The 22285-nt window shown below is 58.6% G+C and carries 21 protein-coding genes and 1 pseudogene; 7 read left to right on the top strand and 15 right to left on the bottom strand.

The features are described from left to right. Positions 1–4: 4 nt before the first annotated feature. From queD to codA, 6 genes are all read left to right on the top strand, one after another. Complete coding sequence (gene queD / locus AACY44_RS22575) at positions 5–361, top strand: 6-carboxytetrahydropterin synthase QueD (protein WP_019692825.1); 357 nt, start codon at positions 5–7, stop codon at positions 359–361. 92 nt (positions 362–453) lie between these two features. Next, the gene (locus tag AACY44_RS22570; protein WP_339420004.1) at positions 454–900 is read left to right on the top strand and encodes a GNAT family N-acetyltransferase; all 447 of its coding nucleotides are present in this window, start codon (positions 454–456) and stop codon (positions 898–900) included. Between the two features lie 3 nt (positions 901–903). Beyond that, positions 904–1527, top strand: a complete 624-nt coding sequence (locus AACY44_RS22565; protein ID WP_339420002.1) for an NUDIX hydrolase — start codon at positions 904–906, stop codon at positions 1525–1527. 191 nt (positions 1528–1718) lie between these two features. After that, a complete protein-coding gene (codB, locus tag AACY44_RS22560) occupies positions 1719–2987 on the top strand; it encodes a cytosine permease (protein WP_339531092.1) in 1269 nt (422 codons plus the stop codon). Beyond that, positions 2984–4189, top strand: a complete 1206-nt coding sequence (locus AACY44_RS22555) for a PucR family transcriptional regulator (protein ID WP_339428146.1) — start codon at positions 2984–2986, stop codon at positions 4187–4189. Before codB ends, AACY44_RS22555 begins: the two co-directional genes overlap by 4 nt. Positions 4190–4216: 27 nt before the next feature. After that, on the top strand, positions 4217–5452 hold the full coding sequence (codA, locus tag AACY44_RS22550) for a cytosine deaminase (protein WP_339493515.1): 1236 nt from the start codon (positions 4217–4219) through the stop codon (positions 5450–5452). Between the two features lie 9 nt (positions 5453–5461). Here the strand turns inward: codA and AACY44_RS22545 are convergent, their stop codons facing one another. From AACY44_RS22545 to AACY44_RS22525, 5 genes are all read right to left on the bottom strand, one after another. Beyond that, positions 5462–7612, bottom strand: coding sequence for a lipase family protein (locus tag AACY44_RS22545; RefSeq protein ID WP_339436200.1), 2151 nt, complete (start codon positions 7610–7612; stop codon positions 5462–5464). Between the two features lie 14 nt (positions 7613–7626). After that, complete coding sequence (locus AACY44_RS22540; protein ID WP_339419992.1) at positions 7627–8397, bottom strand: hypothetical protein; 771 nt, start codon at positions 8395–8397, stop codon at positions 7627–7629. Next, positions 8390–9226: a DUF4123 domain-containing protein gene (locus AACY44_RS22535; RefSeq protein WP_339531090.1), complete on the bottom strand. Its 837-nt coding sequence runs from the start codon at positions 9224–9226 to the stop codon at positions 8390–8392. Before AACY44_RS22535 ends, AACY44_RS22540 begins: the two co-directional genes overlap by 8 nt. Next, complete coding sequence (gene tssI, locus AACY44_RS22530; protein ID WP_339419988.1) at positions 9226–11244, bottom strand: type VI secretion system tip protein TssI/VgrG; 2019 nt, start codon at positions 11242–11244, stop codon at positions 9226–9228. The genes AACY44_RS22535 and tssI overlap by 1 nt, the downstream gene beginning before the upstream one ends. Before the next feature lie 304 nt (positions 11245–11548). Then, positions 11549–12535 (bottom strand): diaminopimelate epimerase, encoded by a 987-nt coding sequence (locus AACY44_RS22525; protein ID WP_339419986.1) that lies wholly within the window; start codon positions 12533–12535, stop codon positions 11549–11551. Positions 12536–12884: 349 nt separating this feature from the next. Here AACY44_RS22525 and AACY44_RS22520 point away from each other — a divergent pair, with 349 nt between their 5' ends. Then, positions 12885–14036 (top strand): MFS transporter, encoded by a 1152-nt coding sequence (locus tag AACY44_RS22520; protein WP_339419984.1) that lies wholly within the window; start codon positions 12885–12887, stop codon positions 14034–14036. Between the two features lie 53 nt (positions 14037–14089). On the opposite strand, the gene AACY44_RS22515 is transcribed toward AACY44_RS22520, so the two are convergent. The 10 genes and pseudogenes from AACY44_RS22515 to AACY44_RS22475 form a co-directional block, all read right to left on the bottom strand. Next, complete coding sequence (locus AACY44_RS22515; RefSeq protein WP_339419982.1) at positions 14090–15007, bottom strand: hypothetical protein; 918 nt, start codon at positions 15005–15007, stop codon at positions 14090–14092. A 217-nt stretch (positions 15008–15224) separates the two neighbouring features. After that, positions 15225–15479 (bottom strand): hypothetical protein, encoded by a 255-nt coding sequence (locus AACY44_RS22510; RefSeq protein ID WP_339419980.1) that lies wholly within the window; start codon positions 15477–15479, stop codon positions 15225–15227. Between the two features lie 169 nt (positions 15480–15648). Then, positions 15649–16221: a hypothetical protein gene (locus AACY44_RS22505; RefSeq protein ID WP_339419978.1), complete on the bottom strand. Its 573-nt coding sequence runs from the start codon at positions 16219–16221 to the stop codon at positions 15649–15651. Positions 16222–16739: 518 nt separating this feature from the next. Continuing rightward, positions 16740–16955, bottom strand: a pseudogene (locus tag AACY44_RS27835) (hypothetical protein); the annotation flags it as partial. A gap of 82 nt (positions 16956–17037) precedes the next feature. Continuing rightward, the gene (locus AACY44_RS22500) at positions 17038–17682 is read right to left on the bottom strand and encodes a CGNR zinc finger domain-containing protein (protein ID WP_339421087.1); all 645 of its coding nucleotides are present in this window, start codon (positions 17680–17682) and stop codon (positions 17038–17040) included. A 107-nt stretch (positions 17683–17789) separates the two neighbouring features. Then, positions 17790–18404, bottom strand: coding sequence for an adenylyl-sulfate kinase (gene cysC / locus AACY44_RS22495; RefSeq protein WP_339421089.1), 615 nt, complete (start codon positions 18402–18404; stop codon positions 17790–17792). Then, positions 18401–19630: an MFS transporter gene (locus AACY44_RS22490; protein ID WP_339428142.1), complete on the bottom strand. Its 1230-nt coding sequence runs from the start codon at positions 19628–19630 to the stop codon at positions 18401–18403. Before AACY44_RS22490 ends, cysC begins: the two co-directional genes overlap by 4 nt. A 10-nt stretch (positions 19631–19640) precedes the next feature. Then, positions 19641–20411, bottom strand: a complete 771-nt coding sequence (locus AACY44_RS22485; RefSeq protein ID WP_339421092.1) for a class I SAM-dependent methyltransferase — start codon at positions 20409–20411, stop codon at positions 19641–19643. A 7-nt stretch (positions 20412–20418) separates the two neighbouring features. Beyond that, the gene (locus tag AACY44_RS22480; protein WP_339428141.1) at positions 20419–21555 is read right to left on the bottom strand and encodes a hypothetical protein; all 1137 of its coding nucleotides are present in this window, start codon (positions 21553–21555) and stop codon (positions 20419–20421) included. Next, positions 21552–22277 (bottom strand): SDR family NAD(P)-dependent oxidoreductase, encoded by a 726-nt coding sequence (locus AACY44_RS22475; RefSeq protein ID WP_339421095.1) that lies wholly within the window; start codon positions 22275–22277, stop codon positions 21552–21554. The genes AACY44_RS22480 and AACY44_RS22475 overlap by 4 nt, the downstream gene beginning before the upstream one ends. Positions 22278–22285: the final 8 nt, after the last annotated feature.

Genomic DNA, 22285 nt, shown 5'->3' with positions numbered 1-22285 from the left:
CACTGTGGAAATCTTCAAGGAATTTACATTCGAATCCGCCCACCGCCTGCCCCACGTACCGGAAGGCCATAAATGCGGGCGCCTGCATGGGCATTCGTTCAAGGTGGCGATCCACCTGAGCGGCGACCTGGATCCCCATACCGGCTGGATTCGCGACTTCTCGGAGATCAAGGCAATTTTCAAGCCGCTCTACGAACGCCTCGACCACAACTACCTGAATGACATCCCTGGCCTGGAAAACCCGACCAGCGAAGTGCTCGCCAAGTGGATCTGGAATGAGCTGAAACCCTTGCTGCCTGAGCTCAGTGCGATTCGCATCCACGAGACCTGCACCAGCGGCTGCATTTATCACGGCGAGTAAGCCTGCGATATGAAAAAACCACCCACGCGGTGGTTTTTTTGTGCCTGCCTCCCTTACAGTCGTGGCTTCGCTGCCACTAGGAGCACGCGGCTATGATGCGCCCCGCCACTGTCCATGATGTTGTAGCCATCGAGGCCATCGTCCAGGCAGCTTACTCGCCGTATATCGCACGAATCGGCCGTAAACCCGGGCCGATGCTCGAGGATTATCGCCAACGGGTGGAAGCCGGCGGCGTGCACGTGCTGGAAAACGCACGGCGAGTCCAGGGCTTTATTGTCCTGCTGGAGGCCGACGGCGCGCTGTTGCTGGATAACCTGGCCGTCGCCCCTGAGGCACAGGGCCTGGGTTTCGGGCGGTTGCTGTTGGACTTTGCCGAACAGCAGGCGATCGACGCAGGTTTCGCTGTGGTCCGCCTCTATACCAATGAAGCCATGACCGAGAACATCGCGCTCTACCATCGCCGCGGCTATCTTGAAACCCATCGCGCCGAGGAACACGGCCTGCGGCGCATATACATGACCAAGCCTCTCCAGGAGTAACCCATGGAAAACATTTGGCTGGCCCAAGCCAAACGCTTACAGGCGCTGGCGTCCACGGGGCTGCACTTTTGCACTGATGATTTCGAGCGCGAGCGCCTGGAAGAAATTGCCGAGATTGCCCACAGCATGCTGGCGCAATTGGGCAATGTCCCGTTGGAACGTATCTGCGGACTGGTCACAGATTTTGCCCAGCGTTATTCGACGCCAATGATTGACGTGCGCGGTGCGGTTATCGAAGGCGACCGGATTTTGTTGGTGCGGGAGTTGACCGATGGTTGCTGGGCGTTGCCGGGTGGGTATGCGGATATCGGCTTGTCGGCAGCCGAAAACATCGTCAAAGAGATTCGCGAGGAAGCGGGGCTTACGGTAACCGCCAGGGCGCTGTACAGCGTGACGCACAAGGCCAAAGGCTTGTATCGACCGGATGTGCGGGACTTCTACAAGCTGTACTTCCTGTGTGAATCGCTGGATCAGTCGACACCGATGGCCGGATTCGAAACCACTGACGTGGGCTTTTTCCGCCTCGATGCACTACCGCCGCTGTCCCGTGGGCGCACCATCGAAAGTGATCTGGAGGCCGCCTTTGCCTTCCATCGCGGCGAGACGACCCAGACGCTGTTTGACTGATCCACTTTGTATCACTGCTGCACCGCTTTCGTGCCCGACTGGGCACTGCGACCATTCATTGCTGTGCTTGCGCCCTCTTTCGCTATAAAAACTGTGCACAGTGCACAGCGCCCACCGTGCGCTCGTCACTGCTGCCGGATTGGCACGCACGGTGCAACAGCGCTGCGTCACTCACTCAGGGAGCAAGGCACATGACGCAGCAAGAACCGGGCAACGACTACCCCCTCAGCGAAGTCCCCATGCATGCGCGCAAGGGCCTGGCATCGACCGCCATGGTGCTGCTGGGCTTTACCTTTTTTACCGCGACCATGTTTGCCGGCGGCAAGCTGGGGGTGGCGTTCAGTTTCGTCGACATGCTCGGCGTGGTGGCCCTGGGTAACCTTTTGTTGGGTATGTACGCCGCAGGCCTGGGTTGCATCGCCTTCAAGAGCGGGCTGAATTCAGTGTTGATGGGGCGCTTCTGCTTTGGCGAAGTGGGCAGCAAACTCAGCGACTTGATCCTCGGCTTCACTCAAATCGGCTGGTATGCCTGGGGTACTGCCACTGCTGCCGTATTGCTTGGCAAGTATTTCGAACTGAGCCAGGGCAGTGTGCTTGCGTTGATGGTGTTGTTTGGTCTGGTGTTCTGCGCCACGGCCTACATTGGTTATCGTGGGCTCGAAATTCTGTCCTACATCGCGGTGCCAGCCATGGGCATTCTGCTGTTTATGTCGATGTGGGTAGCCACAGTGAAAGTCGGTGGGCTGGACGGACTGCTGGCAGTGGTACCGACCGCTGAGCTGGACTTGTCCACGGCGATTACCCTGGTGTTCGGCACCTTTGTCAGCGGCGCGACCCAGGCCACCAACTGGACGCGGTTTTCGCGTTCGGCCAAGGTGGCGGTGCTGGCGAGCCTGATCGGTTTCTTTATCGGTAACGGCTTGATGGTGCTGATCGGCGCCTACGGTGCCATCGTCTACCAGCAACCAGACGTAGTCGAAGTGTTATTGCTGCAAGGCTTTGCCATGGCGGCGATGGTCATGTTGCTACTCAATATCTGGAGTACCCAGGACAACACCATCTACAACTTCGCCGTTGCCGGCTGTAACTTGCTGCGCACCAAGCGGCGCAAGACCGTGACCCTGGCCGGTGCGGTGATCGGCACCCTGCTGGCGTTACTCGGCATGTACGACCTGCTGGTGCCCTACTTGATTGTGCTGGGTACGGTGATCCCGCCGATTGGAGGGGTGATCATGGCGGACTTTTTCTATCGCTATCGCGGCCACTATCCACGCCTGGCCGACGCCCGCCTGCCGGCGTTCAACTGGCCAGGACTGGTCGCGTATGCCGTGGGCACAGTGCTGGCATTCAGCTCGCCCTGGGTCGCGCCATTGGTGGGCATCGTCGCCGCGTCGTTGACCTACATCGCGCTCACCGCCGTACTACGGGTGCGAGCGCCGGTGGCTGACGCTCAAGCATGAGCCTGACCCTTGCCGATGTGCTCGCCCTGCCAGGTTTGGAATCCATGCGCCTGCGCGCGGGCGAGGCGGGTCTGGATAACGGCGTGCGCTGGCCTTATGTGGCGGAAAACAGCGGGATCGCCGAATGGGTGCTGGGCGGCGAACTGGTATTCGTCACTGGGATCAATCACCCGCGTGACGAAGCCAACCTGCTGCAATTGCTGGAGGAAGCCTGCGAGCGTCAAGTGGCTGGGTTGGTGGTTCTGACCGGGCCGTCCTATATCCAGGCGATCCCCCAGCGCTTACTCGACGCTGCCGAAGCCGCCGGCATGCCGCTGGTCGAACAGCCCTACTCGCTGAAAATGGTATTGGTGACCCAAGCCATCGGTTCGGCGCTGATCCAGTCCGAGCAGTTGGGGCGCTCGCGGCATGACGTACTGGAACGCTTGCTGACCGGCGACTACCAATCCCTGGATCTCTTGCTGCACCGGGCCACGCAGTTGGGCATGCCGCTGGCCGGGCATTGGCAGGTGGTGCAACTGCAACTGGCAGGCAGTGAATCGCTGTTTGCCCAGGGTGATGCGGCTTCTGTGGAGGCGCAACTGGCCCGACAACACGACGCCATCAGCCGCCGCTTGCGTCAGTTCTCGGCCGGTTTGCCGGTTCAGGGTCGAGCCGGGCAATGGACGTTGCTGCTGCCGGCACAGGACGCTGCCGCAGCGTTGGCCAACCGCCAACAATTGACCAACTGGCTCAACCCACTGAATCTGCGCCTGTCGCCGCTTAAATTGTTTATTGGCCTCAGCGCCGCCGCTCACCCACCCGCACGCCTGGCCCAGGCGCAGGAGGAAGCCCGCCAGGCACTCGCGGCTGCGCGGCGTTTCAGCGAACGCGCCGGGCTGTGCGTGTACGACGAGTTGGGCGTGCTCAAGCTGCTAAGCGGCGTGCGTGATCGCGCCCTGCTCGACCAATTCCTGAATGAACGCCTCGGCCCCTTGCTGCGCCACGACCTGCACCATGGCCCCAGCCTCATGCCCACTCTGGAAGCCTGGTTTCACGAGAATGGTAACCTTGTGGCCGCTGCCCAGCGCCTGGCCGTGCACCGCAACACCCTGACACACCGCGTCCAGCGCATCGAAGCCCTGTGCGGGCTGACGCTGGATAATGCTTATGATCGCCTGGACATCGGCATTGCGCTGATGATCTGGCGGCTGTCTGCCTGACTGTTTTTAGCCAAGAGGAACTTGCCCATGCACATCATCAACGCCCGCCTGCGCAACCGTGAAGGCCTGCATGATCTGCACCTGGAACATGGCCGGATCGCCAGCATCACCCCACAATCGGGGGCACCGAGTGCGGCGGCCGACGCCCTGGACGCCGCCGGCAACCTGGTGACGCCACCCTTTGTCGAACCGCATATCCATCTCGACGCCACCCTGACCGCAGGCGAGCCGCGTTGGAACATGAGCGGCACACTGTTCGAAGGCATCGAATGCTGGGGCGAACGCAAAGCCACCATCACCGAGGAAGACACCAAGGCCCGCGCCAAAAAGACCATCCAGACCCTCGCCGCCCACGGTATCCAGCATGTGCGTACCCACGTCGACGTCACCGACCCGGACCTCACAGCACTCAAGGCCATGCTGCAAGTGCGTGAAGAAAGCACGCACCTGATCGACCTGCAGATCGTCGCGTTCCCGCAGGAAGGCATCGAGTCGTATCGCAACGGCCGCGAGCTGATGGAAGAAGCCATTCGCCTGGGCGCCGACGTGATCGGAGGTATCCCGCACTTTGAATACACCCGCGACCAAGGCGTGAGTTCGGTGAAGTTCCTGATGGACCTGGCCGAACGTACCGGCTGCCTGGTGGACGTGCACTGCGACGAAACCGACGACCCGCACTCGCGCTTTCTCGAAGTGCTGGCCGAAGAAGCCCGCAGCCGCGACATGGGGGCCCGCGTCACCGCCAGCCACACCACGGCCATGGGCTCCTACGACAATGCCTATTGCGCCAAACTCTTTCGCTTGCTCGGGCACTCGGGTATCAGTTTCGTCTCCTGCCCCACCGAAAGCATTCACCTGCAAGGCCGCTTCGACACCTTCCCGAAACGCCGCGGCGTCACCCGGGTCAACGAACTGCTGGAAGCCGGCATGAACGTGTGCTTCGGCCAGGACTCCATCGTCGACCCCTGGTACCCCCTGGGCAACGGCAACATCCTGCGGGTGCTCGAAGCCGGTTTGCACATCTGCCACATGCTCGGCTACCGCAACCTGCAAAACGCCCTCGACCTGGTCACTGACAACAGCGCCAAGGCCATGGCCCTGGGTGACCGCTACGGCCTGGAGCCTGGGCGGCCAGCCAACCTGTTAATCCTTTCGGCGGACAGCGACTACGAGGTCATCCGCAGCCAGGGCTTGCCGCTGTACTCGATCCGCAATGGCAAAGTGTTGATGAAGCGTCAGCCAGCGCAGGTGGAGTTTATGTAAACGTCTCGGTCATACGATCGAGTCGATATCCAGCGTTTGCGTCCTCCCCCATTCGGTTTGCGTGGCGGGAGGGATACTGGCGACCTGGGCCGGTTCACGGTTTTCACGGTGGCTGAACCAGCGCTTGAGGCTGGGTTGCAAATGGGCACTGTGGGCCTGACTGCCGTAGACATCACGGGCGTCCAGACGGCGCCAGCGCAGGGTGGCAAGGCGCTCGCGGCTGGTGTGCAAGCGATCGATCTCGGCGTTCAAGGCTTCGTTGTGTTCATAGCCACGGTCGTTGGCAGGTCTTAGCCGGGCCAGTTCCCTGCGTTTGTTTCGCAACTGCTGGCGCATGTCCTCGAGTGCATGATCAAGTAATTCAAACTCTCTTGGCGTGACCAATGGGCCGTCGCTTTCCTGGGTTTGTTGCCAGCGACGCAACGTCGCCCAGGCAGCCGGGATGTAGCTGGCGGTCATGAAGTGTTGGTTGGCTTGGAGCAGCTGTTTCAGCAGGTTATCGCGGTCGGGCATGTCGCCATGCAGTTGCAATGCTCGGTTGCAACCCGCCTCTTGAATGGATTCACAACCGGGCTTCCAAAGCACCGAAGAACGCGTGCCATCCGCGAGCATGACCGGCATGAAGTGTTGTTGTTCGCCATGGTGCTGATAAGGGTTCCCACCGAAACGAACCAGACCGGCGGCGAACAGCAGGCCGCCCGGTGCAGGGGCACTGAAGAGAGTGACGGCGCCAGGGACCCAGAGTTTGGCGGTGGTATTCATCCACGGAGCTGGGACACTGGGGACGGGGTCGTTGTGGTTGACGATACGGTGGTGGACCAGGGTGGAGGCGCCCGCGGTGAATTCGGCATCGGCGGCGCGGGGGGCGCCGTAGGTGTAGAGGAGGATGTTGTAGTTGGCATCCGGTGCTCGCCGCAGGCCTTCTGCCAAAAGCAAAGCGATCGCGCCGCCCAGGCTGTGGCCGCAGATGATTATTCGTTGGTTGGTGTGGAACCGACCAAGGTATCGCAATACAAAATCGCGCATCGCCTGGTAAGCCTGGTAAAAACCTTCGTGTGCCTTACCAGCACCGTCAACGAAAGCTACCTGATGGGCGTTTGCATCCCGTAGCCCATCAGCAGCACTGGCGGTACCACGCACCGCGATCAGGATCACATCTTCGTGGTGGCTGATAAATGCTTGCGTGTCGGTACCTAACTCTTCGTCATCAAAAAAATGCAAACTCGCAGGGTGCTCTTGCTTCTCCTCCAGTTCTGGTCGGTTCTGGGGATACAACACAGGATCGAAGGGTAGAATCTCGAAACGTCGAGAGTACGGGACCTCTTCGTAGAGCGGGTAAAAACGCTGGTCCTGCTCTGCATCGACGCGCCAGGCGTCGTGACAACCCGAGAGTTTCTCAGCGAAAAAATGACCGACGCTGGGATCAAAAGGGAAGCGAACTTCGTCTTGAGGCTTTTGAGGTGGCTCTTGGCCGAATTTGCAATAACTCAAGGTAGCCATCAACGCTAACTGATACAGGTTCAAGGCGCAGAAGCTGTCATCGGTTGAAAGCATCGGACGGAATGCACGCAGTGGTCGAACCTCAAGAACGGTGTGGTTATTGGGAAATAATACGACTCCCGCCAAGGTCGATTGAGACGGCCCAAACCCCAGATCCGCCATCATTTTCAGTGCGTGTCGTTGGGGCTGATGAGTCCTCGGAGCAATCGGTGGCAAGTGAGCGACATGGCTGACCAAATCGCGGACTTCAACTTGATAGAAACGGTTGGCATTTTGTCGAGCTGAGTTACCTTCCGTACGCCGACCATCAGAGACTGCAAATCGAGTCTGTTCAGCGCGAATTTGGAGTTCGGTGATAGGAAGCTTGTAAGTAGGGCGTAACATCAGCCATTTATACGGCTGCTCTGTTCCGGAATACAGGTCGTCAAAAACAAGCACCACAGGTCCACAGTAAATATCTTGTAATTTGGCAAACCCTTCTCCATTCAGCCTGCCTTTGTACTGCTGCCCTGCACTATCGTGGACGGTGTAAGGCAAACCACCGTATGCCGCTCCAACGCCCAGTTCATCGACCAGGCAAAAGCTCACCCAATGCCCTCGCAATGAACAGGCCGGTTTGCTATCACTGAAAAAAGATCGCTTCCGTGCATCTAGCTTCATGAGCTTGTCCCTTATTACTTACACGATGGATAGACGTCACATACGCGACCATCCGGAATTTTTACAGGCTTAAAATCGGTGATATTGCCATTACAAAACGCAAACAAATCTTCAAAGCTCTCACCTTTACAACGCTTCCAGCCGCCTGGAACGGCTAACCAGTTATCACCCACTGCGGGGGCTTCCTCATCAGTAACGCTCAGTACCACCCTGAGTGTTTTTCCCGGCAATTGATCCCGTTCAACAAGAACTCCTGCACGCTCTTCTTGCGGCTGACTCGCCAGCCCGAAGGACTTACATACAAGCACCTTGATGATCGCGTGCTGCGGCCCCACCGTCCGAAATAACCACTGACATTGCTTATGCAGTTCCTGAATCCCTGTTTCTGGCATCCCAGGTAAATCGGCGTTCGACGGATCTCTAATTGAGAAACCTGCAATATCGCCACTTACGTCCGTATCACGCTTTCCCCACTTCGCATAAATATCAAAATTCACACTACGCAAAACCGTAGGACAACCTTCAATCACCTCAGCCAATGGCAGTTTAAAACTCACCCGTTCAGCCACAGGTTTGTAACGCGCAATAAAGATCTTCCTCTCGGGTCTTTTGCCTCGACGCCTCGGCAACGTGCAGATCTCACCGGTCGCTGGCCCATAGTTGGCGCCGCCGATGAAGCGGAATTCCGCAGGTAAATCCACCTCCAACGTCACGCTATCAACCGGCTCTCCCGCACAGCCCATTAGCCCTAACGCGACCAACACGCCAACACTCCGCCTACCCATCCATTTCCCCCATCAATTTCCACTGCTCCACCACCCGTTGAAAATGATCCTGCGGTGTTTCTCCCTCCTTCGGTTGCCACCGGATAAAGCTGTTCCTGGTGGCCTCCTCCAACCTGCGTACCACCAAAAACTCCAGCTGCTCCGGCTCCCGCCATTGCCAGGCGCGCGCCTGTTCCAGCACCTGTGTCAGCCAGATTCTCGGGTCCTGGAATTCCACCAGTGAGACCAAGTTTTCGCTGTGCTCGGTCAACAGGTAACGCAGGATATTGGCGTGCAGGATGGCTTCGGCGTTTGGGTTGGGCGTGGTCAGCCAAGGGATCGGGTCAGGCAGCGGATACTCACCGGGAGCCGGGTTGTCACCCGTGCGCCAGCGGTCTTCGTGCCAGTAGCACACGCTGATCAACGGGCCGAGGAATACCGGCCAGTGCTCCAGGCACAGATAGGCCAATGCACGCGCCAGAGTGCGGTTGTCATGAAAACGGTACATCGATTGCTCGCCTTCCTGCCCCACCAGCAAACGGTCGCGCCAGTGTTGAGCCACGCCTGTCAGGTCCTCGCTTGGCAAAGAGCCCAGCCAGCCCCAGTTCGTTTCGGGCTGTTGCAAGAGGTTGAGCAGCACGGGCTCGCTTATCTGTTTCAACAGAAGGATCACCGGGCCTTCCACCGCCAGTTCCGCCAGCGCGGTCTCGCCATAGAGGCTGCGATACTCTGACAAACTGCGCGCCGCCAGCAGCGGCTGTCGCGCGTTACTCTGCCCCTCAAGGATCAAACACAGCTGTCGCCCAGCGCGCTGCTGTTGAGCCATCCAATGGCGTGGCATGTTCTGCATCAGGCAGCCCTCCCCGGCAGCTCACACAAGCCTTCACGACAGCGCTCGCATACCGGGCAGTAGTCCGCCCCCAGGTGCCTGGACAGGTTCATGATGCTGCCTTGTACCTTGGAGGTCTTTGGCACATCGGACACCGTCAAGGCGTTCGCCAGTTGGACCACAGACGGTGAACCACCAAGGGTGATAGGGCGACTGCTGAAGATGCCGCCCGCCTGGATGACCAGATGCTCTCCTCCCGCCCGGAGGCTCAGTTGCGCACCGGCATCAATCACCAGGCTGGCGCCGGACTTGAGGTGAAGCTGCTGCCCCGCCTCAATGACCAAGTTCTGAGTCACGTGGGTCCGGCTATCGCCTTGCACATCAAGGTAGTCGCTCGCCTTGAGCACGACTTTGCGATCGCCGGTGACATGACGATGCTCTTCACTTTCAACGTGAGTCGTGCTTAAACCATGGATGACTTCTCGCCGTTCCCCCGCAACCTCCAACCGACTGTCATGACCGACCCGTTGCTCCAAGTCGCGCTGCGCACGCAGGTAAACAAGCTCTTCGCCACGACGGTCTTCCAGGTACATTTCGTTGGAGCCCTCGCCGCCAAGGGAACTGCGGCTGCGCAAAACACTGCGGGTCTTGTGCTGCGGCAAAGGATAGGTCGGCCGGTGCAGCGCGTTCGGCAGGCAACCGTTGATCAGCGGCCGGTCCGGGTCCCCTTCCAGGAAGGTCACCAGTACTTCCATGCCCACGCGCGGGATCATCGTTGCGCCGAACCCGTCTCCGGCCCACCCGGACGCAACCCGAACCCAACAACTACTTTTATCATCCGCCTTGTCCAGGCGGTCCCAGTTAAAGCGCACTTTCACCCGGCCATAGGCGTCGCAATGCACGTCCTCACCGTCTGGCCCCGTCACGGTTGCGGTCTGACTGCCATTGATGGTCGGTTTGGGGTGCTTGAGGGGCGGCCGATGCACAGCTTGCCAGGGTGTCGCGATAAAGCGATTGCGATACCCCCGGAACACGTCAGCCGCAGGTGTAGCCTCCTCCAGCACCTGCGGTTGATAACCCTCGTGACGCACCGAAGTGATCAGCCAAAGGTCGTTGCAGGAGGGGTCTGGATGATCACGCAGTTCAAGGAAATGCCCACTGTGCAGTAAGGGTTGATCACTCTTGCCCAATGCTCGATGCCGGTCGCGCTGGTGACGCTCCAGCCCTCGACGCGCCAATTGCTTGCCACGGGCATGGCCGGCAAATCCAGCGGGATACCGATAGTCCTCAAGCGGGAGTATCGAAGCAGAACCCGCGCTGTCCTGCAGGTGCAACGAGGGATGTTCAAAGTCGTGATCCCGGCGCACCGTCTTTTGGCTACGGGTGGCCAATCGCTGGTCGAAACGCTGGATCACTTTTGTATCCGCTTGCAGCCCGCCGTCGGGGCAGTAGCGCTGCACGGGCAAGCGGCGAAACACGGTCTGGTCATCACCAAAGACCAACAGGTGAGCGTCCGCACTGTGACGAAAATGGTAGTGAATACCCTCCTCTTCACACAGCCGCTGGATGAAGTGCAAGTCGCTTTCCGCGTACTGCACACAGAACGTGCGCGGCGGATAAACCACAGGGCCTAGCTCGAATGCATAGGCGTCCGCCAGGATGCCATGCTGCTCCAGGACCGCCGCGATGATCTGCGGCACGCTGCGCTGCTGGAAAATCCGCTGGTCATGCCGGTGTGCAAGGTAAGCCAGGCGGGGCGCCAGGGTCAGGTGATAACGAGTGATGCGCCGGCCCGGGTCATCCCGGCCCACGGCGTAAACCTGACCATGCAGGCCTTCGTTGATTTCGCCAAAGTCCAGGTAGGCGGGTTGGTGAAGCAACGCCTGTAGATCAAGGGAAGGGTTTTCACTGACCACCTGCACGTGGATAAAGAACGGTTGATCAAGGACCTCACTGCCTTTGAATGCCAGTACTTGTAAGTCGATATTTATGCGTGGAAGAATCAGATTGAAACGTGAAAAAACAAACGCGTTAACCATCCGTTGTTACCCGCCGTTAATGAATGAACGCCCTGAGATACTTCCTCTCGCTAAACATGGAATACGTTGCTGAGAAAAGTCTTTGAACGCCTCGAAGCTTAGCGACTCCAGGCAGAAATCGGCCGTTTTAAAATAAAAAAGAAGTTTCGTACGACGACGTTGGAAGTGTCTTTTACAAAATAAGAAAATGAGTCAATGAGCCACTTCCTAGTAATAAGAAATGCCCTACGCAAACTTTCGCTGGAACGACTAACAGATAGAGAAACAGCTGACACCGGATCGAAGCATCAGCGGTTGAGCAACCTCACGCCTGCGGCTTTGCAGCCCCGAAGAGACTGACACTCAGTAACGTCTCGCCCTGAGCGTGCAAACGCACCGGCGCAATGCCACCCGGCATCACCACGGCAACCTCACCGCTCTCAACCCATCCAGCACGCCATGCCGCGCAAGCCACAGCGCTGGCGCTGGTTCCGGAAGACGCAGTGGGCCCTTCCCCGCGCTCAAACACCCGTGCGATGACTCGGTTGTCGGACTGGCGCGCCGCCCATTGCAAGTTGATACCGGCCACACAGGGTTCACCGCCACCCGCTGGAGGCGAGAAGGCAATCGCTTTCAAGGGTTCGAACAGGGCTGGCTGCTGCATCTGTGCGTTATCCGGCAATGCCGAAACGTGCTCGACCAGCGTCACACAATGAGGGTTACCCACCCGCACAAACTGACTGGTTGCCCACTGTGGGTTGATCACCGCCAACGCGCTCACGTGGCTCAGTTCAATTGCGCCAAGCATCGTCCGACCAACGGCCTGCGCCCCCACCGCCATGGGCCCGAAAGCTGGAAAACCTAGCTCAAGCCAGAACCCCGCAACCTGTTCATGGACTGCCGGCTCAACCCGTGTCGGTACCGGTGTCAACGCATCCGACTTGTCGTGATGCACCCGCAACTCACTGGCTCCAGTCATCAGGCCCTGGTCAGTGAGCGCCTGGGCGAAAATCGTCAAGCCATTGCCACTGCGCTCGGCCAAAGAGCCGTCGGTGTTAACGATCAGCAGGTCAAACGGCGGCTCGGCCTGGAACGGGCCGACCAGCAGGCCGTCACTGCGGTGGGCCTTTGCGCCGGCCAGGCGAGGTGTCGAGCCCCAATCGCATTCGCAGGCGATGGCGGATGTTGTCCAACGGTCACGAGTCTGCGCGGCCAAGGCAGCGCTTTCGGGCATATCAATACCCTTGCCTCTTAATGAGGCCGGGCTGACCACGCCGTAGATATTGCCGCGGGCGTCATAGAACAGGGTCATGACGTTGTTTGCCTGAAGTGTTTCATCAATGAGTCCGTCCGCTTGCCTACCTATTGAGACAACAGCGTATTACAGAACCTACCAATGATGGGAAGCGGCCTGGAAGGTGGGAATCCACCGTTAGCATCCAGGGGTTCAAAAGCCCCCATAGGGATTACGCACCTTCCAGACCGCCTCCTACACACTCGATACTGCACACGTGGCTGCAAACTGCCCTTACGTTCCAGGTTTTAAAAACCAAGTCCACGACCAGCAGAATCCCAGGAGAGCCCGGCTCGCCTGCCACGGCCTGATATGCAACGATGTGGCGCCGGACATCGTTCGTTGAACGCAAGACCAAGGATTATTCATGACTGCCATCCCAACCTCAGCGCCCGTGGCTCCCGGGCGGCTGGAGCAAATGTCGACCCGTATCGCTTTCTTTATCGCCGGTTTCGGCATCGCGGCCTGGGCGCCGCTGGTGCCGTATGCCAAGGCCCGCGCCGGGCTGAGCGAAGGTACGCTGGGCCTGCTGTTGTTGTGCCTGGGTGTCGGCTCGATCATCGCCATGCCCGCGGCGGGTGCGCTGGCTTCGCGCTATGGCTGCCGAAAGGTGTTGAGCGCCGGGACAATCATGATTTGCCTGGCGTTGCCGATGCTGGCGACAGTCAGTTCAATCCCGTTACTGATAGCGGGCTTGTTTCTGTTTGGTGCTGGCTTGGGCGCGGTGGATTCCACCGTCAACCTGCAGGCGGTGATCGTCGAGCGGGCCAGCGGCAAAACCATGATGTCTGGCTTTCACGGGCTGTTCAGCCTGGGAGGGATCGTCGGCGCGGCGGGGGTTTCGGCATTACTGGGGCTGGGCCTGTCGCCGCTACAGGCAACCCTCGTGGTGATCGTCATTACGCTGGCGGCGCTGCTCAAGGCCGCACCGCATCTGTTGCCTTATGGCAGTGAGAGTTCGGGCCCGGCTTTTGCCGTGCCCCACGGCGTGGTGCTGTTCATCGGTTGTTTGTGTTTTATCGTGTTTCTCGCCGAAGGTGCGGTGCTCGACTGGAGCGCAGTGTTCCTCAGTGACGAGCGCGGCCTGGACGAAGCCTATGCTGGCCTGGGTTACGCGGCATTTGCCTTGACCATGACTGCCGGGCGGTTGACCGGTGACGCAATCGTGCGCCGGCTGGGCGCGACCTGGGTCATCGTGGTCGGTGGCGCCCTCGCCGCCGCCGGCACATTCCTCGCCACATTATCCCCAGACTGGGAAGTGGCATTGTTGGGTTATGCACTCGTAGGCGCCGGGTGCTCCAATATTGTTCCCGTGCTCTATTCCGCGGTCGGCAAACAAAATGTCATGCCAGAACACATTGCCGTGCCAGCCATTACAACCTTGGGCTACGCGGGGATATTAGCCGGGCCTGCCGTGATTGGATTTATCGCCCATGGCAGCAGCCTGGCAACCGCCTTCCTGTTGATAGGCGTGTTGCTGGCAGCGGTGGCGGTCAGTGGGAAAATACTGCGGGTATGACCGCATAACGGCATGAGCAGCGTCTTTCAAGATGCTCATGCACGCGTGTGCCCTTAATGCCCCCTCTCTGCCTTATCGTTCTCCAGCCAGCGGTCAATGCTGTAGTTCTTCAACCACCCATCGTCATTCAGGCTACCGAACGGGCTGTAACCGTTGGCTTTGTAGCTATCCAGAGAAGCCATCAACCCGGGTCGCTCCATTAGATTCTTGGCCAGATAAACTTGTTGTTCGCTGTATTTTTTCAAAGGAAACCCGGTGCGTACATCCCGCAGAGGCTCACCGTTGTTGCCCGTCTGATTGGGGTCCTTGCTGATTTCGATAATCGTGTCTTTTTTCACGTAACGATGTCTTTGTGTACCGAAAAAGAAAGTGCGGTCTTCCGACGTGTCCCGCAAATCATCGAACATACCCTTGAATGCCTGGACGACCTGCGCGTCAGTTTTCGCATGGAACGGATCCGCGCTCTGCGTGTTGGGGTTGGTATTACCGATCTGTGCGTCGGCCGCTGAGGTAAGGCTTTCATGCGTGATTTCACCGCCCTTTGCAATAATGGCGTCGTTTAGCCGGGGGCGGTTGAGTATCTCTCGCGCCAACATAATCGTGCGCTCGGAGACTTTGCTGCTGTTGGGTTCCTCTTTGGCAATCTCCTGCAAAGAGCCTTGGGTCAGTCGTCCCTCTTTCTTGAAGGCGTCCAGCAATGGCAGGTTGTTCTTCAGGTCAGTCGCCAGCAGATGGTCGTCTGAGCTGACAAAGGGGTTGCCAACCTTCGTCATGCCTCCGTACAGATTCTGACCGTCAAAGTGCCGGTCGGCGCCATTCGCGAATCGGGAGTTGATTGGCTGCGCCGCTGGCAGCGGTTTACCTAATGCGCGAGCATCGACCTCAAAACGAGACTGACCGTTTCCCGTCGGCCCTGATGTCGCTGGCGCCGCCGTTTGCGTAAAGCCCGGATTATTGACACTACCAATCATGATTCACCTCCACCCTATCTAGATTCCGTAGCCTGGGCCTGATTGCCTGATCCTCGAAAACGCCTCGAAATCAAGATGGCACAAGCACCGACTGAGTGGTTCTCAGAAAACAATGGTTCCGCAGACGGTCGTCCAAGACGCCCGATATGACCCGGTGAATCTTGAGCGTTTGTAACCGCCTCAGTTTTGCGGGCCATCCATGGCCTGGAATGGCCTGCTAGCGGCGGGACAACTTGCTCCACAAGCTGGCAAACACTGAAAGCACAGGGCTGGGCGCCGACTCTTCCATGAACACCCGAGAGCCTTTGTCAAAATCTTCGGCGGTGGGCGCCTTGAAGCTGAACTTGGGCGAGGATGTGAGGTTGAGCCCCTGCAGCTGGGACGCTCTTGGGCTTTCTGCCTCCTGCGTAAGCCCGGCCCGGGCCGAGGCGTTGTACTGGGAATGACGGGATTCAAATGATGTCGAATTCATGGTCCAGACCTAATCCGGTAGATGAAGGCCCCCACCGGTAATCAATGACCGGTGGATATTTTCTTGGTGGTGCATTTCCGTAAACGGTTCCTGCATGCCAGGTTTGTATTTACTGCATCAAACGCCTGTCAACTTCTGCCGCGTGTGCACGGCAGAAGACAGCCCAGGTCTAACGAAGCAGTGCGTACAATTCCTGTCGAGAGATCTTGCCATCGCGTTGCCAACTGACGATATTGTCCATCGCCGACCTCAGATCTGAACGGGACATGATTTCCCTCGACAGCTGGGTGAGATGGTCGGTGTAAGGGTTGCCCGTCAACGGCTGCATGGCGCGTGCCTTGAGCTCCCTGAGCTTTATCGTGCTGCTGAAGTAGCCACCCTTCAATGCGTTGAAATTATTCAGTACGTCTTGGACGATCTGTTTGTCGTCATTCAATTTCAAGGGGTTATCTGAACGAACAAAGCTCCGGATATCGTTCTTGGACAAACGGCCATCCAATGCACCGGTGCAGCCATTTCGGTCAAGCGATTGCAGCAACCCGGGACGCCGCAGCAACTCGTTCGCCAATCGGATGTTTGGGTCCTTGTAGGGGTTGCCCGTTAACGGTTGATTGGCCATTTTCTGCAAGCTCTGGCGCGTGACCTCGCGCGAAGGCCAGCGGCCCTTGAGCGCGTCATAATTATTCAAAAGCCCCTGGGCCAGTTGCTCGTTGCTTTGCTTGGAGTAATAAGGGTCGGGCAACGTGGGGGTCGGGCGCGGAGGTGGGCCGGGATTAGGGCACACGTTTCCTGGGACTGGCCGCGGCGGCGGGCCGGGATTAGGGCACACGTTTCCTGGGACTGGCCGCGGCGGCGGGCCGGGATTGGGGCGCACGTTTTCTGGGACTGGCCGCGGTGGCGGGCAACCGAAAACTGGGCCGCATTGACCAGGATGAGAGGTGAAATTGACGCCTATCGTGACCTGGGCACTGGACGCGGTAGCAGACCGCTCGGTGCTGGGCTTTGCATCTGCGAGAGAGGCGTTATCGAGGGAAGGAGCGACGCTCTGATTGTATGCTGATACCGACATTCTAGTTCTCCAGTTCGGTGTATTCAGGTGCCTGACCTCACTGTTCCAGCTACCCCGGCGCTTAAGGAGGCGTCAAGGAAACCCGTGGAGGCAGGCATATCCTATGTGGCAGAACTGTGGGAGCCGGTTCCTGAGGCGGCTGATAGTTTCCAGAATCGAGGTAGGAAGAACGTCTGAAGGCGTGAGAGACAAACCACACCATGGGCATGGTCGCCGCCCAGCCTGGCCAGGATGAGCGGACATGTCGAGTCAATGCTATCGAGGTTACCCAGCGAAATCGGCGCCATCGACAGCTGTGGCTGGCCGTACGGCGCGAATGCAGCCGATACACCATCGATCAGCACGGTGGAGCGTGGTGACAGGTGCGACGTCAGGCCACGTACACCGACGTTGAGGGAGGGATCGTTGCGGGGGCACGGGTGAGGCGGGCGTGAATAGTAATGTTTCCTATTAAGTGGCGCAATTGCTACCCGCCATATGACCTCGAAACTATTGCGCGCCGCCAACCTGCTTGAGTCGGCTGAGTTTCTCGCGGCTGCCGCACACGCTCATCTGACACCATTTGCGCTGTTTGTTCTTGGAGACGTCCAGAAACACCCAATCGCAGTCAGTCGAGGTGCAACTGCGCAACGTCTGCAAATCACCCGATACCAGCAATTGCGTGGCGTCTATCGCCAGGCGCCCCAGCACCGTGGCCGTCAGTTCCTGTGCCGTACTGCAGGGCTTCCACTCCCAGGCAGGCTTACCGTCGACAGAACGCAGCACGCGCCGTGCGACGCCGTGCTGGAACGTTTGGTTAATCTGCTGCAACGCCTCATCGGGTGCAGCGCCGCGCAACGACAACGGATAGAACACCTCGTACAGGCACTCCCTGAATGCAATAACGGCATCCAGGTCCGGTTGGTAGGCGATCGATGACTCAAGCACCATCGGCTTGTAGTCAGCAAACTCCTGGGCCGAGATCAACGACGCATGGAATGCCCATTCAAAGAAGAACTGAAAGCTGGTGAGTCGCTCTTCCAGGACCTTGAGTGCGGTGCCGGGACGACGACCATTGGTGGTATTGATAAAGTCCAATACCCGAGCCCCACCAATCAGACGGATCGATTTTGCAGTGCCCGTAAAATGTGTCATGCCTGCTCCTGAAAAAACGCATTCTCCTTGCGATGGCGCAGATTACCTTGTTTTTTTGAAGGGCAGACATTGCGATCCCGGCGCAAACCTGACGCAAAGACAGACGGCTAGGTGCGCTCGTCGTTATGCGCCACCCAATCAAGGATAGCCGCCACAGACTGCGCCACGGAAAGCGCCTGGGTGTTCACGTGCACTTCCGGAAACACCGGCACGTCATAATTGGAGTCAATACCGGTGAAGTTCTTGATCAACCCCGCGCGAGCCTTTTTATACAGGCCTTTAGGATCACGCTGTTCGGCAGTTTCCAGCGGCGCGTCCACATGCACTTCCACGAAGTATTCATTGCCGATAATAGAGCGCGCGTAGTGCCGGCTGGCCGATGAGGGTGAAATCAGCGCGACAATCACCATCAGCCCCGCGTCGAGCATCAGCCGCGCGACCTCGGCGACCCGGCGGATATTCTCATCGCGGTCGCTGTCGGTAAAACCCAAGTCCCGGCACAGCCCACCACGTACCGAGTCGCCATCAATAATGGCCGTGATCCGCCCTTGTTCCTGCAGGGCAATGTCCAGCGCATCAGCGATGGTCGACTTACCGGAAGCAGAGATACCGGTCATCCAGATGACGGCGGGCTTGTGGTTCGTCCGCCTGTGTTCGGCGCGCCGGTGGCTGAATGCGAACGCATGCAGATTCTGGTTTTGACTGTCTGGAAAATAACTCATGACTGCTCGCCCTCCTCGACCGAAACAGGCTGTTTACCCAACATGAACACCATCACGCATTGCACGAACAACAACAGCGCAACACCCCAGTAGACCGTCGAGAACGACCCGGTCAGGTCCTTGGAAAAGCCGCCCAGGAAGTTGCCGCACACCCCACCCAAGCCGATCAGAACGTTGGCGATGCCAAAGGCCTGGATCAACCGGTTGACCGGCACGATTTGCCCGATGTAACTGGGGACCAGCCCAAAGATGGGGTAAAACGCCAGTGCAAAGAGAAACGCCGCCAGGTAGAACAGCGGGAGGCTGTTGAAACTGAACACCAGGGTGGCGGCCAGCCCGGCACTGAGAAAACACATCGCCAGCGACGCCCGCACACCGACCTTGTCGGCAATCCACCCCACCAGAAAACCCGACGCCATGCCCACGGCACCGATGGTGGTCCAGATAAACCCGGCGTCTTGTACCGACACACCCAACTCATCACGCAGGAACGGCGCGAGGTACGTCTGGAACGGCAGCAGCGCCATGCCATTGAGAAAGGCGATGGCCCACGTCAGGTACAACGAACGGCTGAGCCAGGGTCGTTGACTGTCAAATGCAGCGGCGCGCTCCTCGGAAAATTCGGTGTCGCGGCTCGTGGCCAGGGTGCGCAACAGAAACCACGCCACCACGCACAGCACACCCGATATCAGGCCAGCGGTAAGCCAGATCGAGCGCCAGCCGCCATTCAATGTCAGGAACGACACCAGCAAGCCATTGATAAACACGCCGTAGCTGGTGCCACTGGAAATCAGCCCCATGACCCGGGAGCGATTACCCGGGCTGAAACCCTTGGTGACGATTTCCACCAACGGTATGTACACCGAGGCGGAACAGCCACCGAGCAGGATCAAAAGAGCGCCCGACAGCCAGATACTGTCACTGATACTCAGGCCCAGCAGCGCCAGGGAGGTCATCACCGTAGACACCAGGCTGATTTTCCAGCCCTCGAAAAACCGGCTGATATAGCTGGTCACTGACGAGAACAACAGGAATCCGATCTGCGCGCCGCCGGTGATCAAGCCCACTGTGGTGTAGTCGAAGCCGATGTCGCGGCGCATGTCTACCACGAGGTTGGCGAACAGGTACACGCCAAACCCGTAGGTGCTGGCCACGAAGCCAGTGAGGACGACCGCCAATACGACGCTGTCCAAGGGGCGGGTATTGCTCTGAACAAGTGTGCTCATCATCGACCTCTCATTCAGCGCGCGCGGTGTGGATGACGAAATCACAATTCATCATGTCGTAGACAGACTTGAAATCACCGTAGCTCTCATGGGCTCGAAACCCGGAAGCGAGCATTTCAGTGGCCAACTCACCCGGCAACAACGGGTAAACCTTCAGCGTGTACCGTTCTTCGTTATCAAAGTTGTAGATGAACTCACACAGGTGCTCATCGACCTGCCCCAAGCTCACGGATGCGTGTGTACCGCAATAATAATAATTCCCGCTGGCTTTGAAGTTACCCGCGCGAATGGCCAGGAAATTACGCTGATCCACAATCAACAAGCCACCCGGCTTGAGCAATGCCCTGAACTTCGCCAACACGCTCAATCGGTCATGAGCGGCGAACACATGGCACAGCGAACTGCCCAGGCACACCACGGCGTCGAATTGGCCCAGCTCCTGCGGGTCCAGTGAGTGCCAGTCGCGGTAATAGGACTCGATGTCCAGCCCGTGTTTGCGAAAGTTCGCCCGCGCCTTGGTCAACATCGTGCTGCTGCCATCCGTGGCGACCACATCAAAGCGCGCCTGCTTGAGCTGCACCGCATGAAAACCACTGCCCGTCGATACGTCGATGACCGAGCGCACGCCGTGCTTGTGCAGCAGGTTTTCAAAGAACCCGCCCTCCCCTGCCTTGCGTTTTTCCCAGTCGATCAACTCATCCCAACGCTCGACGAAATCCGCCGAGTACTGCGTGGAATAACTGGCCACTTCGTTGTGCTTGCGCTCGGAAATCTGATTCATCACACACCTACCAGGTTGAGTTCTTGAAGGACAGGTACTTGCTCGCCAACTCGAGGGCGAACTCGGCGGACTGCTCGATAGACATGGTGTTCTTGGAATACCCCAGCATCGATTGCATGACGGCCATGCATTGCGGGTTGTAGCTGACTGATCCATCACAATGGATTTCGTCAATGCCATCCTGGCCCTGGCAAATGGTATTGATGCGCACCGCTTCGTCCTTTGGGCAAGCCTCGGAGAACTGCACCTCGATCCGCCCCTCGTGCAGCAACACCGGGTAACCGCCCGGAAGCCCGAGCGGGCCTGGCGCATGCACCAACACTGGCGTGGGTGAAAACAGCCCTTCGATGACCGTGACGGCGGAACATGCCGTGAGGAACTGGCCATCCACCCCGCCCAGGCGGCGGAGTTCGGATTTCACCGTAGAGAAAATCGCCTCGGCGGCCGGACCAGCCAGTTCCGGCCGGTCGCGCACCTCATACAACAGCCGGTAACTGGCACGCGGGGGCAAGCCACCACGCGGCACGTAGTGGCTGAAGTAATGCTGGGCATACAGCTGCACTTGCACATCAGCGGGCGCGCATTCGAGCAAGCGGGCGATGGAAAAACGCACGGCAGGAACCAGGTTGGCCACATTGCCCACGCCGATATCCGGCGCCAGGCCAATGCGCGCCAGAATCGGATTGACCGCATCGGGGAACGCCGCATTGATGGTTTTAGTGGTGATGCCCGAGGCTTTTACCGCTCGCATCAGGCAATGCATCAGCGTCAGGTGCATGGGCAGCCAGGGACCGAACTGGGCTTGGTCAAGCTTCTCGAACGAAAGCTTGGGTAACCCGGTAATAACCCGCCAGGACTGCAGCGACGCGCAGTTCACCAGCATATCCGGCGCTTCTTCACGCAGCAGTTGCGCGACTTTCGCGATATTTGTCAGGTCGGCGACCACCGGTTTGATGGCAATGAATTGCCCCAATTGCGCACACGACAGTGCTACCAGGTTACACAGCCGAATCGTCGCCTCTTCATTGCGGCCCAATACTACAAAGTCGAAAGCGTTTTTGGGGCCGAGAATCTTGAGGATCTGCAGGCACAGGTTGCCGGCGCCGACCACCAGCAGTTTTTTCCTGGGCATCGACTGGCTCATCGTGGGTAGGCTCCGTTATCGACCGGAATGACCCTGCCGGTGATGTGGCGCATCGCATCGCCGACCAGCAGCATGATGACCTCGGCAACGCCGCTCGGCAGGATGGGGTCCTTGAGGACTTCCTGGCGCGCGTACTCAGCACGCCGGTATTCGGGGATGGTGTCGTAGATGGCGGTTTCGTGGATCAGCGCCGGGGACACCGCGTTCACCCGCACAAACGGTGCGAAATTCCAGGCGTTGGCCTTGGTTAGGCCGATCACCGCCGCCTTGGTGGCACCGTAGAGGGCGTCGCAGCTGCCGACTTCACCCGCCACCGAGGCGATATTGACGATACTGCGCGGGGCCTCGTGCTTCATTTCCCGTTCGGCGAAGTCTTTGGAGAGATAGACCAGCGCCTTGAGGTTGACGTTGAGGATCTCGTCTATTTGTTCATCGGAATAGGCGTAGACACTTTTGCCGTGGTAAATACCCGCATTATTGACGAGTCCAAAGAAGGTCGCGTGACGCTCATACAAGGCGGGAATAAAACCCTTGATAACTGCCTTATCGGAAAAGTCGGCACTGTGCGCTTCAAACACATCAGCATCATAGAGATCCTGCAGCACTTTCAGGCCGTCGGCGTCCTTGTCGGCACCGATAACGAAATAACCCTGCTGAATGGCCATTTCAACAGTCGCCCGACCAATTCCGTTGGCCGCCCCGGTGACAATTAACTTCTTCATACAACAAT

This window comes from Pseudomonas sp. RA_15y_Pfl1_P11, assembly GCF_963970975.1.
In the GTDB taxonomy this organism is placed as follows: Bacteria; Pseudomonadota; Gammaproteobacteria; order Pseudomonadales; family Pseudomonadaceae; genus Aquipseudomonas; species Aquipseudomonas tritici.
Note: the sequence above shows the minus strand (reverse complement) of the source record. Positions and strands in the feature narration are given on the sequence as shown.

Coding starts and splice junctions, on each gene's coding strand:
- AACY44_RS22525 (WP_339419986.1), bottom strand. CDS start 12,535: ATGACCCTGTTCTATGACGCCCGCGGCAATATCTACGGCGTGGTCAGC.
- AACY44_RS22555 (WP_339428146.1), top strand. CDS start 2,984: ATGAGCCTGACCCTTGCCGATGTGCTCGCCCTGCCAGGTTTGGAATCC.
- AACY44_RS22515 (WP_339419982.1), bottom strand. CDS start 15,007: ATGATTGGTAGTGTCAATAATCCGGGCTTTACGCAAACGGCGGCGCCA.
- tssI (WP_339419988.1), bottom strand. CDS start 11,244: ATGGTTAACGCGTTTGTTTTTTCACGTTTCAATCTGATTCTTCCACGC.
- AACY44_RS22565 (WP_339420002.1), top strand. CDS start 904: ATGGAAAACATTTGGCTGGCCCAAGCCAAACGCTTACAGGCGCTGGCG.
- codA (WP_339493515.1), top strand. CDS start 4,217: ATGCACATCATCAACGCCCGCCTGCGCAACCGTGAAGGCCTGCATGAT.
- AACY44_RS22545 (WP_339436200.1), bottom strand. CDS start 7,612: ATGAAGCTAGATGCACGGAAGCGATCTTTTTTCAGTGATAGCAAACCG.
- AACY44_RS22535 (WP_339531090.1), bottom strand. CDS start 9,226: ATGCAGAACATGCCACGCCATTGGATGGCTCAACAGCAGCGCGCTGGG.
- AACY44_RS22510 (WP_339419980.1), bottom strand. CDS start 15,479: ATGAATTCGACATCATTTGAATCCCGTCATTCCCAGTACAACGCCTCG.
- AACY44_RS22480 (WP_339428141.1), bottom strand. CDS start 21,555: ATGAGCCAGTCGATGCCCAGGAAAAAACTGCTGGTGGTCGGCGCCGGC.
- AACY44_RS22490 (WP_339428142.1), bottom strand. CDS start 19,630: ATGAGCACACTTGTTCAGAGCAATACCCGCCCCTTGGACAGCGTCGTA.
- AACY44_RS22500 (WP_339421087.1), bottom strand. CDS start 17,682: ATGACACATTTTACGGGCACTGCAAAATCGATCCGTCTGATTGGTGGG.
- AACY44_RS22485 (WP_339421092.1), bottom strand. CDS start 20,411: ATGAATCAGATTTCCGAGCGCAAGCACAACGAAGTGGCCAGTTATTCC.
- cysC (WP_339421089.1), bottom strand. CDS start 18,404: ATGAGTTATTTTCCAGACAGTCAAAACCAGAATCTGCATGCGTTCGCA.
- AACY44_RS22570 (WP_339420004.1), top strand. CDS start 454: ATGATGCGCCCCGCCACTGTCCATGATGTTGTAGCCATCGAGGCCATC.
- AACY44_RS22475 (WP_339421095.1), bottom strand. CDS start 22,277: ATGAAGAAGTTAATTGTCACCGGGGCGGCCAACGGAATTGGTCGGGCG.
- AACY44_RS22540 (WP_339419992.1), bottom strand. CDS start 8,397: ATGGGTAGGCGGAGTGTTGGCGTGTTGGTCGCGTTAGGGCTAATGGGC.
- AACY44_RS22520 (WP_339419984.1), top strand. CDS start 12,885: ATGACTGCCATCCCAACCTCAGCGCCCGTGGCTCCCGGGCGGCTGGAG.
- codB (WP_339531092.1), top strand. CDS start 1,719: ATGACGCAGCAAGAACCGGGCAACGACTACCCCCTCAGCGAAGTCCCC.